Source organism: Streptomyces sp. WAC06614 (assembly GCF_003949795.1).
In the GTDB taxonomy this organism is placed as follows: Bacteria; Actinomycetota; Actinomycetes; order Streptomycetales; family Streptomycetaceae; genus Streptomyces.
This window is the reverse complement of the sequence record NZ_RPRY01000169.1, coordinates 1-15,695: the sequence shown is the minus strand read 5'-3', so window position 1 is coordinate 15,695 and position 15,695 is coordinate 1. Positions and strand designations below refer to the sequence as shown.

17 protein-coding genes and 1 tRNA gene are annotated in these 15,695 nt (G+C 72.3%); 9 read left to right on the top strand and 9 right to left on the bottom strand.

Translation table 11 applies throughout. The annotated features are described in order from the left end of the window. Both EF918_RS37715 and EF918_RS21920 read left to right on the top strand, forming a co-directional pair. Positions 1-204, top strand: a 204-nt coding sequence (locus EF918_RS37715; protein WP_125649343.1) for an LPXTG cell wall anchor domain-containing protein, incomplete at its 5' end; no start/stop codon positions are given. A 167-nt stretch (positions 205-371) separates the two neighbouring features. Next, positions 372-725 (top strand): hypothetical protein, encoded by a 354-nt coding sequence (locus EF918_RS21920; RefSeq protein WP_125649340.1) that lies wholly within the window; start codon positions 372-374, stop codon positions 723-725. A 76-nt stretch (positions 726-801) separates the two neighbouring features. On the opposite strand, the gene EF918_RS21915 is transcribed toward EF918_RS21920, so the two are convergent. Continuing rightward, positions 802-1,041 carry a chaplin gene (locus tag EF918_RS21915; protein WP_125649337.1) on the bottom strand — a complete coding sequence of 80 codons (240 nt, stop codon included), beginning with the start codon at positions 1,039-1,041 and terminating at the stop codon, positions 802-804. A 150-nt stretch (positions 1,042-1,191) separates the two neighbouring features. Next, on the bottom strand, positions 1,192-1,623 hold the full coding sequence (locus EF918_RS21910) for a hypothetical protein (protein WP_125649334.1): 432 nt from the start codon (positions 1,621-1,623) through the stop codon (positions 1,192-1,194). Positions 1,624-1,893: 270 nt separating this feature from the next. Here EF918_RS21910 and EF918_RS21905 point away from each other — a divergent pair, with 270 nt between their 5' ends. Beyond that, a complete protein-coding gene (locus EF918_RS21905) occupies positions 1,894-2,307 on the top strand; it encodes a rodlin (RefSeq protein ID WP_125649331.1) in 414 nt (137 codons plus the stop codon). A 111-nt stretch (positions 2,308-2,418) separates the two neighbouring features. Here the strand turns inward: EF918_RS21905 and EF918_RS21900 are convergent, their stop codons facing one another. Then, positions 2,419-3,060, bottom strand: coding sequence for a vitamin K epoxide reductase family protein (locus EF918_RS21900; protein WP_125649328.1), 642 nt, complete (start codon positions 3,058-3,060; stop codon positions 2,419-2,421). Positions 3,061-3,251: 191 nt separating this feature from the next. Here EF918_RS21900 and EF918_RS21895 point away from each other — a divergent pair, with 191 nt between their 5' ends. After that, positions 3,252-4,031 (top strand): DUF6227 family protein, encoded by a 780-nt coding sequence (locus EF918_RS21895; protein WP_185921853.1) that lies wholly within the window; start codon positions 3,252-3,254, stop codon positions 4,029-4,031. Positions 4,032-4,074: 43 nt separating this feature from the next. On the opposite strand, the gene pfkB is transcribed toward EF918_RS21895, so the two are convergent. Next, positions 4,075-5,034, bottom strand: coding sequence for a 1-phosphofructokinase (gene pfkB / locus EF918_RS21890; RefSeq protein ID WP_125649325.1), 960 nt, complete (start codon positions 5,032-5,034; stop codon positions 4,075-4,077). Positions 5,035-5,105: 71 nt separating this feature from the next. Beyond that, a complete protein-coding gene (locus tag EF918_RS21885) occupies positions 5,106-6,542 on the bottom strand; it encodes an MFS transporter (RefSeq protein ID WP_312847850.1) in 1,437 nt (478 codons plus the stop codon). A 194-nt stretch (positions 6,543-6,736) separates the two neighbouring features. Between EF918_RS21885 and EF918_RS21880 the strand changes: the two genes are divergently transcribed. Beyond that, entirely contained in the window at positions 6,737-7,699 is a 963-nt protein-coding gene (locus EF918_RS21880) for a YafY family protein (RefSeq protein ID WP_125649319.1), read from the top strand. 115 nt (positions 7,700-7,814) lie between these two features. Here EF918_RS21880 and EF918_RS21875 read toward each other — a convergent pair whose 3' ends face one another. From EF918_RS21875 to EF918_RS21860, 4 genes are all read right to left on the bottom strand, one after another. After that, positions 7,815-8,804, bottom strand: coding sequence for a sigma-70 family RNA polymerase sigma factor (locus EF918_RS21875; RefSeq protein ID WP_125649317.1), 990 nt, complete (start codon positions 8,802-8,804; stop codon positions 7,815-7,817). A gap of 236 nt (positions 8,805-9,040) precedes the next feature. After that, positions 9,041-9,823: a dioxygenase gene (locus EF918_RS21870; protein ID WP_125649314.1), complete on the bottom strand. Its 783-nt coding sequence runs from the start codon at positions 9,821-9,823 to the stop codon at positions 9,041-9,043. Between the two features lie 81 nt (positions 9,824-9,904). Beyond that, positions 9,905-11,464, bottom strand: coding sequence for an MFS transporter (locus EF918_RS21865; protein ID WP_125649311.1), 1,560 nt, complete (start codon positions 11,462-11,464; stop codon positions 9,905-9,907). Positions 11,465-11,588: 124 nt separating this feature from the next. Then, positions 11,589-12,275 carry a TetR/AcrR family transcriptional regulator gene (locus tag EF918_RS21860; protein WP_260610476.1) on the bottom strand — a complete coding sequence of 229 codons (687 nt, stop codon included), beginning with the start codon at positions 12,273-12,275 and terminating at the stop codon, positions 11,589-11,591. A gap of 246 nt (positions 12,276-12,521) precedes the next feature. Here EF918_RS21860 and EF918_RS21855 point away from each other — a divergent pair, with 246 nt between their 5' ends. The 4 genes from EF918_RS21855 to EF918_RS21840 all read left to right on the top strand — a co-directional run bounded on the left by EF918_RS21855 (position 12,522) and on the right by EF918_RS21840 (position 15,570). Further along, entirely contained in the window at positions 12,522-13,799 is a 1,278-nt protein-coding gene (locus EF918_RS21855; protein ID WP_125649308.1) for a M6 family metalloprotease domain-containing protein, read from the top strand. Positions 13,800-13,832: 33 nt separating this feature from the next. Then, complete coding sequence (locus EF918_RS21850; RefSeq protein WP_125649305.1) at positions 13,833-14,312, top strand: RidA family protein; 480 nt, start codon at positions 13,833-13,835, stop codon at positions 14,310-14,312. Positions 14,313-14,444: 132 nt separating this feature from the next. Next, positions 14,445-14,517, top strand: a tRNA-Arg gene (locus EF918_RS21845). Positions 14,518-14,706: 189 nt separating this feature from the next. Further along, positions 14,707-15,570 (top strand): hypothetical protein, encoded by an 864-nt coding sequence (locus EF918_RS21840; RefSeq protein WP_369009101.1) that lies wholly within the window; start codon positions 14,707-14,709, stop codon positions 15,568-15,570. Positions 15,571-15,695: the final 125 nt, after the last annotated feature.

The following is a 15,695-nucleotide window of genomic DNA, read 5'->3' as shown; positions in this document are numbered from 1 at the left end:
CCGCGAGCACCGGCGCGGACGCCCGCGGGGCCATGGGCGCGCGCGCCGGCCGCTCCGGCCCCGGCCCCCGCTCCGATGACCCCGCGGGCGTCCGCGCCGGTGCTCGCGGAGACCGGTGCCGGACAGCCGGCCGCGGCGGCCGTGCTCGCCTCGGCGCTGATCCTCGGCGGCGCCGTCCTGTACCGGCGGTCCCGGATCGCCTGACCGCCGGTTCTGATCATCGGTTCGGAAGAAATATCGGCCGGAGAATCCCACCGCGGGTTCTCCGGCCGACGTTCGAAAAGAACGGGCCACAGGGTTTCCGCATCCGCCTGGAATCGTTACCCAGGTCGAAAGCGGCGCGTCGGTCGCCGCTGGAAAAGGAATGCGAAATGAAGTACACGAAGGTCGCCGCCGTCGTCGCCGGATCCATGGCCGCCCTCGGCGCCGCCGCTCCCGCCTTCGCCGCCCCGGCACCCGCGATGCCCCCGATGAGCCTGACGGGGGGTGTCACCGAGACGCTCAACGCGGCCGCTCCGGTCACCGCCAACCTGCCGCAGACCGTGGGCAACGGCCTGGCCGAGCAGGGCGACACCCTCGGCAAGGCCGTGGGCGCCGTCCAGGACGTCAACAAGGTCAAGAACGACGCCCCCGGCAAGGTGCTCAACACGGCCAACGTCGCCGGCAAGGTCGCCCCGATGCTGGGCGGCGTGCACCTCAACGGTGGAAACGGCGGCAACGGCTGAGCCCCCGCGACACGACTGTGGGCGCCACCGGCGAGGCCGGGGCGCCCACAGTCGTACGTGGCGCTGGTGACGAACGTCAGTCGTTGATGCAGACGTTGCCGAACGCGGGGTTCAGCGCGCCGACCAGGTTGACCGAGTTGCCGCAGACGTTGATCGGGATGTGCACCGGAACCTGCGCGAGGTTGCCGGAGAGGACACCCGGGGAGCCCACGGCCGCACCCTCGGCCGAGGAGTCGGCGACAGCGGCACCAGCGGCACCGGCGACGGCGAGACCAGCGCCGGCGAGCGCTACGGCGGCCTTCTTGGCAGTGTTCATGGGTAGTGCACCTTCTGCTCGATGTACTGCCCCGATCCGGGGCTCACGACCCCGACCGGGGTCCACACCGAACGAAACGCCCCAGTCTGCCAAGACGACACGGTTCCGCGCACGATCCGACCTGTTCGGCCCATTAGTGCGACGACCCGGTCAGGATTTACGGAGTGGAACGTCCGGTACGTCGGGGATGTCGGGGATCTCGGGGATGGGGACCTCGGGGACGATCTCCGACGGGGTGGCCGGCAGCTGCGGCGGGGTCAGCGGGGGCAGCTGCGGGAGCTGGACGCCCGGGATCTGCGGGAGGTTCACGCCGGGGATGTTGAGGTCCGGCAGCTTGATCTCGGGCAGGGTGATCGACGGGATCTTGATGTCGGGCAGCGAGATCCCCGGCGGGAGGAGGCCCTTGATGGCCTCCAGGATGCCGTTGACCAGGTCGTCGATCGGCCCGGCGGCGGCCGCGGCCCGCTGTTCGGCGGCCGGGCGCTCCCCGGTCTCGGCGCTCGCGGGGCCGGCCGCGCCGAAGAGTATGGCGGCGGTGAGGGCCGACGGGACAAGGACGCGAGACGCCTTGGTGCGGTGCATGGGGGTTCCTTCGGGTCGCACGGGACGGCGGACCACAGCGATCCGCTTCCTTACCCACCGTGCGAACACCTTCTACGGTCCGCAACCGGAGCCGCGGCGGCTCCGGGCTGCGTACGGGCTTCGCGCACGCGTCCGGGAGCGACTCACCCGGGGCGGGGAAAACCCGCGCCGGGACGGGCCGTTCGAGTGAAGGGGCGGAACCTCCCTTCCGCACGTCCCGTTGACCAGGGCGCTCCCTTCAGCGGGCACTCGTGCGACAAAAGGACCAAAATGCTCAAGAAGATCATGGCCACCGCCGCAGCCACCGCCGCCGTGGTCGGTGCGGGCGCCGCTGTGGCCGCCCCGGCGATGGCCATCGGCAACGACAACGGGATCAACACCGTCAACGGCAACGGTGCCCAGCAGATCTACGGCAACCAGAAGACCGTCGGCCCGATGAGCCCGCAGCTCTCGCTGGTCCAGGGCACCGCCAACAAGCCCTGCATCGGCCTGCCGGCGAAGGTCAACGCGCAGTCGCTGGTCGCGCTCATCGCCAACGTCGGCGTCCAGGACATCAACGTCCTGTCCAACCCGATGAACCAGCAGTGCACCGAGAACTCGACCCAGGCCAAGGGCGACGAGCCGCTCTCGCACATCCTCAGCAACATCCCGGTGCTGTCCGGCAACCTGTCCAACGGCAGCTGATCCAGCTCCCCCACCCTTCGCGCCCCAGGCGCCCGTGGAGCGACATGGACGAGGGCCCCGGCAGCAGCCTGCTGCCGGGGCCCTCGGCCGTGCGGCCCGGGGGCCGGCCGGTCAGCCCGTCCAGAAGTCCCACCACCGGGTCAGGATCAGCATGCCGATCACCCCGGTGTGCAGGACGGGCGGCACCCAGGCGAACTCGCCGAGGAACGCGCGCAGTCCGGCCGGGGCGGGCAGCACTCCCGTGCGGACGGTGTGCGCGGTGACCGCCCAGAACATCACCAGCGTCGCCACCCAGGCCAGACAGCACCACAGGCACAGCGCGTTGATCTCGTAGAGCGACTGGACCATCAGCCAGGTGCAGAAGCCCACCCCGAAGAACATGCCGGCGTTCAGGCCGCCCCAGAACCAGCCGCGGTAGCGGGCGCCGGCCAGGATCCCGGCGCCGACGCAGACGACGACCCCGTACGCCACCAGACCCAGCATGGGGTTGGGGAAGCCGAAGGCGGCCGCCTGTTCGCTCTTCATGACGCTGCCGCAGGAGACGACCGGGTTGAGGCTGCAGGCCGGCCGGAAGTCGGGGTCCTCCAGGAGGAGGAACTTGTCGAGCGTGATCACCCACGAGGCGAGCAGGCCGGCCGCTCCGGTGAGCACCAGCAGCCAGGCCAACGCCTGGGGCGCCGCCGCTGGTCGGTCTTCTCTCCGGTCGTCGGTCCGCCCCTGCCTGCGGGGGACGCCCACGGTATTGGTTGCCATGCCGCCCATGCTCCCGCACTCCGGGTGATAACGCGGCGAACCCTTTGTTTTCGTACGGAAGTTGACCAGAAGGGGTGGGGGAACCCCCGATCCTTCCCGGACGTTTTGCCGAACACCGGACGTGATGTCAGACCGAGGCACTACGGTGAGCATCCGCGACGTGACGAGCTGCGACGGCCTGGAGACCCACCTTGAGCGATCCGCTGGATCCCACCGATCCGTACGAGACCACTGAGGCACAGCTCGGCCGGCTCCTGGGCCGGGCGCTCAACTCCTTCGACCTGCCCGACCGACTGGTCGAGCGGCTGGGCACCGCGCTCGCCCACAGCTCCTCGCTCTGCACCACCCAGCACCGTCCCGCCTCCGGGGCCTGGCGCGAGACCCACCGGCACACGTACCTGCTGGCGGACGGTTCCTCGGCCTCGCTGTGGGAGCTGGCGTACCGCCAGCCGGGGGACCGGGCCACCCGGCACGAGCTGTTCGCCGGCCGGGACGCGGCCTGCCTGGCGGCGGCGCGGCTGTTCGGGGAGGAGCCGGTGGAGGTGCCCGGGCACGTGGGGGCCGAGGACGAGCCGGTGGGCGACGCGCGGGCGCTGAGCGCGCTGCTGACCGCGCCCACACCGGTGCACCGGCACCGCAGTTACGCGGTGGAGCAGTCCGCGGACCACGCGCGCCGGGTGCTGCGGCGCGCGGAGAACCCGGACCGGCCCGGGGAACGGGTGGCCGGGCTGCTCCGGTCGGCGTACGCGCACCAGATCTCGCAGGCGTTCGGCGGCCGGCAGTGCCGGTCCGACGGCCGGGACGCCGGATTCACGCTGTACGAGCACGCGTTCGTCCTGCTGGACGGGAGCGAGGTGAGCCTGTGGGAGGTCGAGCACACGGCCACCCCGGACGGCCGCCACATGTGCGAGGTCTACGAGACCGAGTCCGCCGCCCGCGGCGCGATGGAGAGCCGCGCCCGGGTCCGCTGACCGCGCGGCCCGGGTCCGTCGACGGCGCGGCCGGGCGCGTGGCTCACCGCGTCCGGTGGCCGTCCGCCGGGGCCAGGGGCAGGTCCAGCGGGAGGTCCTGGGTGAGGTGGACGCGGTCCGGGTGGAGGTCGTCCGGTGTGGGCATGGCGCTGCCGGGCAGGCGGACCGCGGCCGCGCCGTGGGCCAGGGCCGCGGCCAGGGCCGTCGGGCCGGCGCCTCCGGCGGTGAGGAAGCCGGCGAGGGCGGCGTCACCGGCGCCCACGTCGCTGCGGACCGCCTCGGCCCGCGCCGTGCCGTAGTACGTTCCGGTGGCGTCGGCCAGGAGCTGGCCGGCCGCACCGAGGCTGGCCAGTACGGCGCCCGCGCCCGCCGCGCGCAGTGCGTGCGCGGCGGCGACGGCGTCGCCCAGGGTGACCAGCGGACGTCCGGTGGTCTCGGCCAGCTCGGCGAGGTTCGGCTTGACCAGGTCGGGCCGGGCCCCGAGGGCGGCCGGGAGGGCCGGGCCCGAGGTGTCCACGGCGACCCGGGCCCCGGCGGACCGGGCCCGGGCGATCAGGTCGGCGTACCAGTCGGCGGGCAGGCCCGGCGGCAGGCTGCCGCAGCCCGCCACCCAGGAGGCGGAGCGGGCACCGGAGGCGACGGTGGCCAGCAGCAGTTCGGACTCCTCCGGGCCGAGGGCCGGACCGGCGCCGTTGATCTTGGTGAGGGTGCCGTCGGACTCGACGATCGCGACGTTGGACCGGGTCGGGCCGGCGACGGTGACCGCCGTGACGTCCACCCCCTCGGCGGTCAGCAGCTCGCCGAGCAGCACTCCGGCCGCGCCGCCCAGCGGCAGCACCGCGGTGGTGGCCCCGCCCGCCGCGGCCACGGCCCGGGAGACGTTGACGCCCTTGCCGCCGGGGTCGACCCGGTCGTGCGCGGCGCGCAGCACCTCGCCGCGGACCAGGGCGGCCACCTCGTAGGTGCGGTCCAAGGAGGGGTTGGGGGTGACGGTGAGGATCATTTGTCACAGTATGGGCCCGTCCGCCCCCGGTGCGGGAGCGGACGGGCCCGGTGCGGTGCGGTGCGGTCGGTTCAGCCGACCGGCACCTTCTCCGCGGCGACCGGACCGGCGGCGGCGCCGGCCTCGGCCTCGTGGGCGATGCCCGCGGCGGCCTTGCGGGGCAGCGCGAACATCACCGAGAAGATCACGACCAGGACGGCCACGACCCACCACAGGGCGGTGCGGAAGGCGTCCACGTACGGGGCGCCGAGGACCATCTCGTTGTCGATGACCCCGAAGTAGACCACCGAGGTCAGGCCCAGACCGAGCGCGTTGCCCATCTGGCCGGTGGAGTTGATCAGGCCGGAGGCGGACCCGGCGTGCTCGCGCGGCACCTCGGAGAGGACGGCGTCGGTCAGCGGGGCGACGATCAGGCCCATGCCCAGACCCATGACGATCAGCGGCGCGGCCATCTGCCAGGAGGCGATCTCCATGCCGTAGTGGTCGGAGAGGAAGATGTAGAGCAGGACGCCCGCGGCCATGGTCAGCGCGCCGGCCTGGAGCACCTTGCGGCCGAACCGGGGCACGAGCTTCTGGACCGAGAGGCCCGCGGCGAGCGAGACGGCGATCGAGAACGGGATGCCGGTCAGTCCGGACCGCAGGGCGCTCCAGCCCAGGCCCATCTGCATCATCAGCGTCCAGACCAGGAAGAAGATGCCGGTCGCGATGCCGAAGGTGAGCTGGACGGCGATACCGGCGGCGAAGCTCTTGACCTTGAAGAGGGAGAGCTCGACCAGCGGGGAGCCGTCCTTGGCGATCTTGTGCTTCTCGTAGGCGATGAAGCCCGCGATCACGAACGGGACCGCGCCCATGCAGAGGAAGCCCCACAGCGGCCAGTCGTTCTCGCGGCCCTGGGTGAGCGGGTAGATCACCATGACCATGGCGAGGGTGGCCAGGACGACGCCGACGAGGTCCAGCTTCAGGGCGTTCGGGGCCTTGGACTCGGTGATGAAGGCGCGGCCGAGGAGCACACCGGCGATGCCGACGGGCAGGTTGATCAGGAAGATCGGGCGCCATTCGAGGCCGGCGACGTTCCACTCGGTCAGCAGCGCACCGAGCATCGGGCCGGAGACGGCGCCGAGGCCGACGATGGCGCCGAACAGACCGAACACCTTGCCGCGCTCGTGCGGCGGGAAGGTGACGTGGATGATCGCGAGCACCTGCGGGACCATCATGGCGGCCATGGAGCCCTGGAGCAGCCGAGAGGCGACGAGCATCTGCGGGTCGGCCGCGATGCCGCAGAGCAGCGAGGCGGCCGTGAAGCCGGAGATGCCGATGAGGAACAGCCGCTTGCGGCCGTAGATGTCACCGAGGCGGCCACCGGTGATCAGGCCGGCGGCGAACGCGAGCGCGTACCCGGCGGTGATCCACTGGATGGCGCTGGTGGACGCCTGGAGGTCGGCCCGCATGCTGGGGATGGCTATGTTGACGATCGTGACGTCGACCAGGTCCATGAAGGCGGCGGTCATCACGATGGCGAGGGCGAGCCAGCGCCGGCGGTCGGCGGGCGCGGCGGCCTCGGGGGCTTCGGGGGCTTCGGGCGTTCCAGGGGTGGGCCCGGTCTCGTTCCCGGGCGGGGTCTTCGTCGTCTCGGTGGTCATGGCAGAAACCTAGACGCCATGTAGGCCAGGTGATGTCCTATTTCCCTGGGATGCTGGCCCTCATGACGGACACCCCGGCTCGGCTGCTGACCCTGCTGTCCCTGCTCCAGACCCCCCGCGAGTGGCCCGGCAGCGAGCTGGCGCGCCGGCTCGGGGTGAGCACGCGGACCATCCGCCGGGACGTGGAGCGGCTGCGCGAGCTGGGCTATCCCGTGGAGGCGTCGCTGGGCGCCGAGGGCGGGTACCGGCTGGTGGCGGGGGCCGCGATGCCCCCGCTGGTGCTGGACGACGAGGAGGCCGTGGCCATCGCGGTCGGCCTGCGGGCCGGGGCCGGGCACGCCATCGAGGGGATCGAGGAGGCGTCCGTACGGGCCCTGGCCAAGCTGGAGCAGGTGCTGCCGTCGCGGCTGCGCCACCGGGTGGGCGCGCTGCAGTCGGCCACGGTGGCCGTGACCCGGGGTGACGGCGCCCGTATCGACCCGCGGACCCTGACGGTGATGGCCTCGGCGGCGGCCGGGCACGAGCGACTGCGGTTCGCCTACCGGGCGCGCGGCGGGGTCGACTCGCGACGCCTGGTGGAGCCGCACCGGCTGGTGAGCACCGGGCGCCGCTGGTACCTGGTCGCCTACGACCTGGAGCGGGAGGACTGGCGCACCTTCCGGGTGGACCGGGTCAGCGACCCCTTCCCCACCGGGGCGCGGTTCACCCCCCGGGAGGTGCCGGACCTCTCGGACCGGCTCTACGAGGGGTCGGGGCGGCCGGCGTACCGGGTGGTGGTGGACTTCGCGGCGCCCGCGGCCCAGGTCACCGAGGCGCTGCCGGGCTGGATGGAGGCGCCGCAGCCGCTGTCGGACAGCACGTGCCGGCTGTCGTTCGAGACCCGGGACGGGGTGGACTGGGTGGCGGTGCGGCTGGCGCTGACCGGGCTGGACTTCACCGTCCGCGAGCCGGCCGCGCTGGCCGAGACCGCGGGGCGGCTGGGCGGCCGGCTCAGCCGGGCGGCGGGCCCGGGTGGCGGTAGATAGGGGGAGCCCCGGCGTCACCCCCCCCAGACGCCGGGGCTCGTTCTGGGGGCCCGTTTCCGGGCCGTTTCCGGGGGGCCGTTTGCCGGGGCCGGACGGACCGGCCGGGGGCCGTTCGTCAGGCGACGGCGTCGAAGCCCGTGTCGCGGGCCATCTTCTTCAGCTCCAGCAGGGCGTGCTTCTCGATCTGCCGGATCCGCTCCCGGGTCAGGCCGTGCTGCTTGCCGACCTCCGTCAGGGTCCGCTCGCGGCCGTCGTCGATGCCGTACCGCATCTTGATGATCGAGGCGGTGCGCTGGTCGAGCTTGCCGATCAGGTCCTCCAGCTCCTCGCTGCGCAGCAGCGAGAGCACGGACTGCTCGGGCGAGATCGCGGAGGTGTCCTCCAGCAGGTCGCCGAACTGGGTCTCCCCCTCGTCGTCCACGGACATGTTCAGGCTGACCGGGTCGCGCGCCCAGTCCAGGACGTCACCCACGCGCTGCTCCGTCGAGCCCAGCTCGGCGGCGATCTCGGCGTGCTCCGGGTCCCGGCCGTTCTCGCGGTTGAACTCGCGCTGCACCCGACGGATCCGGCCGAGCTCCTCGACCAGGTGGACGGGGAGGCGGATGGTGCGGGACTGGTCGGCGATCGAGCGGGTGATCGCCTGGCGGATCCACCACGTGGCGTACGTGGAGAACTTGAAGCCCTTGGCGTAGTCGAACTTCTCCACCGCGCGGACCAGGCCCGCGTTGCCCTCCTGGATCAGGTCGAGCAGGGGCAGGCCGCTGCGCGGGTAGCGGCGGGCGACGGCGACGACCAGGCGGAGGTTGGAGCGGATGAAGATCTCCTTGGCGCGCTCCCCCTCGGCGGCGAGGACCTGGAGCTCCGCGCGCGAGGCGCCGCTCCCCTCGGCGGCCGGCTCCGCCTCTCCGTCGAGGATCTGCTGGGCGTAGACGCCCGCCTCGATGATCTGGGAGAGCTCGACCTCCTTGGCCGCGTCGAGCAGCGGGGTGCGCGCGATCTCGTCCAGGTACATGCCCACCAGGTCGCGGTCGGCTATTTCCCCGCCGACGGCGCGGGCGCTGGAGGCCGTCTCGGACTGGCGACGGGCGACGGCGCGGGTTGCCATGCGTGCTCCCTTGCAATGAGTTCGGTCGCGGTGCGGCTTGCGGGCTGCCGGGACACTCTCCCGAGTGCCCCGCGTCCGAAGGAAACAACGACTGGAATCGGGACAGAATTCCCGCGCGGCGTCCCCTTTTTTGGGATCTTGCAGTACCCTGCCCGCCAGCGTCACCTCTGGCCGCTTCCTCCCTCCTCAGAGGACGACGTCCGGGCCCGTTCGGTTGCCTGCCGCCGTCACATCCGTCACCCGAACTGCACGGACCGCTTGGCCAGCCCCATCCAGAAGCCGTCGATGACGTCGCGGCGGGCACCCAGGTCACCGGTGGCGTCGGCGGCACCGAGGGTGACGAAGAGCGGGGCGAAGTGTTCCGTACGGGGGTGGGCCAGCCGGCCGGCCGGGGACTTGGCCTCGAAGTCCAGCAGGGCGTCCACGTCGGAGGCCGCCAGCGCCTCGTGACCCCAGGCGTCGAACTCGGCCGACCACGCCGGCACCCCGCCGCCCGCATGCCGCAGGGCGGCCAGGTTGTGGGTGAAGAAGCCGCTGCCGACGATCAGCACGCCCTCGTCGCGCAGGGGCGCGAGCTGCCGGCCGATCTCCAGCAGGCGGCGGGGGTCCAGTGTGGGCAGGGAGATCTGCAGGACCGGTATGTCGGCCTCGGGGAACATCTCGACCAGGGGGACGTACGCCCCGTGGTCCAGGCCCCGGTCGGGGACGTCCTGGACCGGGGCCCCGGGGGCCCGCAGCAGCTTGCGCACGCTCTCGGCGAGCTCGGGCGCGCCCGGGGCGTCGTAGCGGACCCGGTAGTAGTGCTCGGGGAAGCCCCAGAAGTCGTACACCAGCGGGACCCGCTCGGTGGCGCCGACGGCGAGCGGGGCCTCCTCCCAGTGCGCGGAGACCATCAGGATCGCCCGGGGCCGCGGCAGCGTGGCGGACCAGGCGGCGAGCTGGCCGGGCCAGACCGGGTCGTCGGCCAGCGGGGGTGCACCGTGGCTCAGGTACAGCGTGGGCATGCGGGTCGTGGTCATGCAACGAGCGTAACCCCATCTCGTTCAAATTTGAATAACTCACATTCGAACGAGATGGGGTCGGTTCAGCTCACGCGGACGTCAGTGCGCGATCACCGGGACCTTGACCTCGGCATCCGCGTCCGACCCCGCGCCGTCGCCGGAGGCCACCGGGGTGCCCAGGGACGGGCGGCCGGTGTTGATCAGGGTCAGGGCGATGGCGGAGCTGGCGGCGAGGATGCCGACCGCCCACCAGATGGCGGAGGAGTAGCCGTGCACCATCGCCTGGGCCTGGAGCGCCTGGGCGGCGGGCCCGCCGGCGGCGCCCTCGGCCGCGTGGTCCGTCAGGTACGCGGTGGTCGCGGAGGCGGCGATCGTGTTCAGCAGGGCGGTGCCGATGGCGCCGCCGACCTGCTGCGAGGTGTTGACCATCGCGGAGGCCACGCCCGCGTCGGCCGGGTTCACCCCGTAGGTGGCCAGCGACATCGCCGGCATGAAGGCCGTGCCCATGCCCAGACCCAGCAGGAGCTGGGCCGGCAGGATCAGCGCCGGGTAGGAGGAGCCGACCTCCAGCTGCGTCAGCAGCAGCATGCCGGTGGCGGCGACCAGGAAGCCGGGGCCCATCAGCAGCCGCGGCGGGACGCGGGTCATCAGGCGGGCGCCGATCTGGGTCGAGCCCGTGATCATGCCCGCGATCATCGGCAGGAAGGCGAAGCCGGTCTTGACCGGCGAGAAGCCCTTCACGACCTGGAGGTAGTACGTCAGGAAGAGGAACAGGCCGAACATCGCGATGACGGCCAGACCCAGCGAGAGGTACACACCGCCGCGGTTGCGGTCGGCCAGCACGCGCAGCGGCAGCAGCGGGGAGCGGACCTTGGCCTCGGTGATCACGAACGCCCCGAGCAGCACGACCGAGGCGACGAACAGGCCGACGGTCACGGCGTCCGACCAGCCGTCGGACTCGGCGCGGGTGAAGCCGTAGACCAGCGCGACCAGACCGAGGGTGGACAGCACCACGCCGGGGATGTCGAGCGAGGAGCGGTTGCGGGAGCCGGCCGGCTCGCGGATCACCAGCAGCGCGCCGACGGCGGCGACCACGGCGAACGGGATGTTGACGAAGAAGGTCCAGCGCCAGTTGAGGTACTCGGTGAGGAAGCCGCCGAGGATCAGGCCCACGGCGCCGCCACCGCCGGCGATGGCGCCGTAGATGCCGAAGGCCTTGGCGCGCTCCTTGGCGTCGGTGAACATCACCGCGAGCAGCGAGAGCGCGGCCGGCGCGAGCAGCGCGCCGAAGGCGCCCTGGAGCGCGCGGGCGCCCAGCATCATGGCCTCGCCGGTCGCGGCGCCGCCGAGGGCGGAGGCCGCGGCGAAGCCGACGAGGCCGACGACGAAGGCGTTGCGGCGTCCCCACAGGTCGGCGATCCGGCCGCCGAAGAGCAGCAGGCCGCCGAAGGCGAGGGCGTAGGCGGTGATGACCCACTGGCGGTTGCCGTCCGAGATGCCCAGGTCCTGCTGGGCGGAGGGGAGGGCGATGTTCACGATGGTCGCGTCGAGGACGACCATCAGCTGGGCCAGGGCGATGAACACCAGGGCCTTCCAGCGGCTGGGGTCGGCGGCGGGCAGGGAAGCAGCCGACGGCGCGGACGCGGCTGTTCTGGACATGGGGGTACCCACTTCACGGTGCGGAACGACCCAAAAGGGCCGGAAGAGTGGAAAAGGGATTCTTGAGATAAAGGAGGCCTTATCGACCCTAAGCAGGATGACCTGGCTACGTCACCCGGTTTTTTCACATGGGTGGTGCGGCCCGGTGCTGTCGCAGGTCCTCCAAGGTGACCGGCCGACCGGGCAGTTGGGAGTGGCTCGGGGCCCGCAGCCCGTCGAGGAACAGTTGCAGGTGGCGGTGGACGAAGGAGTCCAGGTCCAGGCAGCCGAACCCGGGCAGCGGACGGCTGAGCTGCGACAGTGCGACCAGCAGATCGCCGACGGCGATGTCGTCGCGCAGCAGTTTGGACCGCCGCCCGGCGGTCACCAGGTTCTCGGTGGCCTCCTCCAACGCGGTGCGGGCCGCGAGGAGTTCGGGATGGTCCCGGTCGAAGTCGTCGGAGAGCATGGGGCACAGGGCGCCGATGCGCTCGTCGGCGGCGGCGTGCGTGAACCGGCACAGCGCCGCGAACGCGTCGGGCTCCTGGGCGAGGGCCTCCTCGGCATGGACGGTCACCCGGTCCATGACGTAGAGGACGACGTGGTGGACGAGGGTGGCACGGTCGGGGAAGTGCCGGTACAGCGTGGCATTGCCGACCCCGGCCCGCCGGGCGATCTCGTCGAAGGGCGCGGCCGCACCCTGCTCGACGAAGACCTCGCGGGCGGCGCCCAGGATCCGCTCCCGGTTGCGCACGGCGTCGGCACGGGGCCGCGACACGCCACCGGCGGCCCTGCCGGCCCGGTCCGCGACGGCCACTGCTCCTCGCTGCACGGCTCCTCCTCGTCCTGCGACTCATGGCGCGACCCCCGAAACGGGGATCGGGTCCCCACTTGCGCGGGACACCCATGCAAACGGGGAACCGGTCCCCGGTTATTTCACCCTCCCGTGTGACGCGGGCCACATCCGGATCCACGTTCGGACGCTCCCGACGCGCGGGCGCGCCCGGCGCGTCGGAGGGTGATCGCACAGAGCGCAGACCGGGCCCGGCCGGCTGCCGCGGACCCGAAGGCGTCTCTCATGCCGCAGACCCGCCACCGGATACGCAGACCCCGCCGCACCAGCGCGTTCGTCGGTTTCACCGCGCTGGCCCTCGGCATCACCGCGACCGCCAGCGCCGGGATGGGCGGCCGGACGCACAGCGCAGCCGGGCCGGCCGCCACGAGCACCGAATCGGCGCTCGCGCCGTGCCGGATCTCCGGAGCGATGGGCGTCCAGATGTCCGAAGGGCTGCCCACCCCGCCGGGCTACTCCCGCAGCACGGGCGAGGTACGGGCGCTCAACCTGATGATCGACTTCCCCGACGCCAAGGGCGAGGGCACCGCGCTGGACCGGCTGGCCGAGTTCTTCCCGCAGACCTCCGACTGGTTCCGCACCAGCTCCTACGGGCGGCTGACCTACCACCCGGAGGCCCCGGTCCGGACCTGGCTGAGGATGCCGATGCCGTTCGCGGCGTACGGGATCGAACGCGGGTCCGCGTACGAGCCGGGCTACCGCCAGCTGGTCGAGCACATCGTCAAGGCCGCCGACAGCGAGGTCGACTTCTCGCGCTACGACCTGGTCAACATCCTGGTCACGCCGAACGCCGGCCCGTCCGCCCTGGACACCGTGCTGTCGGTGACCTTCTCCGGGAACGCCGAGGCACCGGTCGCCGACGGGGTGCCGCTGGCCAACACCTCCTTCGTCTACAGCCGCCAGGACGACGGCTCGGGCACCTACCGGGAGACCGGCTACCGGGTGCTCCCCCACGAGAACGGCCACGTCTTCGGCTTGCCCGACCTCTACACCACCGACGGCGGGGCCACGGTCGGCCACTGGGACATCATGAGCGAGGACTGGGGCGCCAACAACGACCTCCTCGGCTGGCACAAGTGGAAGCTGGGCTGGCTCGACAGCACGCAGATCAGCTGCGCCTCCCGCAGCGGGACCAGCGAGCACGTGCTGACCCCGCTCGCCGTGGAGGGCGGGGTCAAGCTGGCCTTCGTACCGGTCACGGCGAACACCGGCTACGCGGTCGAGGTCCGCACCCAGGCCGGCAACGACGAGGCCGTCTGCAAGCCCGGGGTGCTCGTGTACAAGGTCGACACCGCGGTGGACACCGGGCAGGGGCCGGTCACGGTCTCCGACAGCACCACCGCCAGCGGCGGCTGCACCCGGCGGCCCAACGTCCACTCCGAACTCTCCGACGCGCCGTTCCAGCCGGGCGAGACCTTCACCGACGAGCAGGCCGGCATCAGCATCGCGGTGGTCGGCCGCCTGCCGGGCGGCAGCTACCAGGTCCGCATCACCCGCCCCTGACCCGCCACGTCACCGAAGGGACACCCGCCACCCATGACCACCACCCCCGAGGACCGCCTCGCCGCCGCCGGCCTGAAACTGCCACCGGCCCCCGAGCCCGTGGGCGTCTACGTCCCCGCCGTGCGCAGCGGCCCCTACGTCCACACGTCCGGCCAGCTCCCCCTGGTCGACGGCAGGCTGCCCCGGACCGGCAAGGTGGGCGCCGAGGTCACCCCGGAACAGGCCGAGCAGCTCGCCCGGCAGTGCGCCCTCAACGCCCTGGCCGCGGTCGCCTCGGTGGCCGGGGACCTGTCGCAGGTCAAGCGGGTCGTCAAGATCGTCGGCTTCGTGGCGAGCGCCCCGGACTTCACCGCCCAGCCGACCGTGGTCAACGGCGCGAGCGAACTCCTGCTCACCGCCTTCGCCGACGCGGGCCGCCACGCCCGCAGCGCGGTAGGCGTGGCGGCCCTCCCGTTGGACGCCCCGGTGGAGATCGAACTCCTGGTGGAACTCCACGCCCCGCTGGCAGTCTGACCACACCGAGGCCCCTGCCCCTCCACACCGGCGCCCGCCACGGCCGCCACCGCGACTTCCACCACCACCGCCGCCCCACCGTTACGGGGGCGCGACCGCACAGCCTGATCCGCTAGGCTGTCAGCGCGTCTTGCCTTCGTAGCTCAGGGGATAGAGCACCGCTCTCCTAAAGCGGGTGTCGCAGGTTCGAATCCTGCCGGGGGCACTGGGAGACGAGCCGGCCCAGGAGGGATTTCCTCCTGGGCCGGCACTTCTGCGTTCCAGGGTTCACGCCACAGACATGCCACTACGCCCGCGATGGCCCGGCCCCGCCGGGCTGTAGCCGCAGCACGGACAGCGAGGGGGCACGCCCGTGAGGTTTGACCAGCTCCTGGCGGACGAGCTCGACGCGACGATGCAGGCGCAGCTGCTGCCGGAAGACGCGGTCGCGTCACTGGGCAGGTGGCTGGCCGACCCGGAGAGGGGCCGGCGGTACAGACACGGGAGCGGGGCTCACACGGTTGCGTTCTCGCCTCCCCATTGGACGGCCATAGCCCCCTGGCCTGAAGCCTTCGCCGACCGGGCAGCGGTGCCTTCGGCCTCCGTGAGCCGCGCTGACGTCGTGGCCGTGGTCCGAGCCGCGGAACGGTCACAGAGGTGGGCGGAGGCCTTCGTGGCCACCCAGGTCTGGGGCTACGGCCTCAGGGGCTACGGCGCCTACCGCACGGGTCAGGTGCTCGCCCAGCCAGGCGCCGAGGAAGCCTTCGCACAAGCCGTGTCCCTGCTCGCCGACGAAGGTGCGTCCGCGGCCTACGAGCGCCTGCAGGTGTGGGACGGCCTTGGCCCGGCGTTTCTCACCAAGTTCCTCTACTTCGCCGGTCAGGCGTTGCCGGAGGTGAAGGGTCCGCGCCCACTCATCCTCGACAGCGTGCTCGCTGGGGTTCTCCGTCGCCATGCGACGAAGACCGGGGACGCGGCCGGCTACGCATGGGCAGCGCCGATCGCCCGTCGCATCTGGCGTGGCAGCAACTGGACCTCCCATCGCTACCGCCTCTACCTCCGGTGGATGTACGCGGCGAGCGAGCAGCTGACCGCTGCGTCGATCGAATGGCCTGCGACGCCGGACGTCCTCGAACTGGCCCTCTTCAGCGGTGCTTGGGACCCCGGATCGGCCACCAGGGTCGGCGGACACCGAGACCTGCCCACTCCGCGGCGCAGCGAAGCCGAGCGCGCCCAGGATCGGCGGCGCCGTGAGCGCATGCGGGGCAAAGGACGCTGACGGCGCACGCCTCTACGAAGGCCTGCCGGTGTACGGCGGGTGGTCTTCGGACCTCTCGGCGTTCAGGGCCGTTCCCGCGGTGGTGGTGGGGTGGGGGGCCGACTCTTCTAACAATTTTCCAGCCC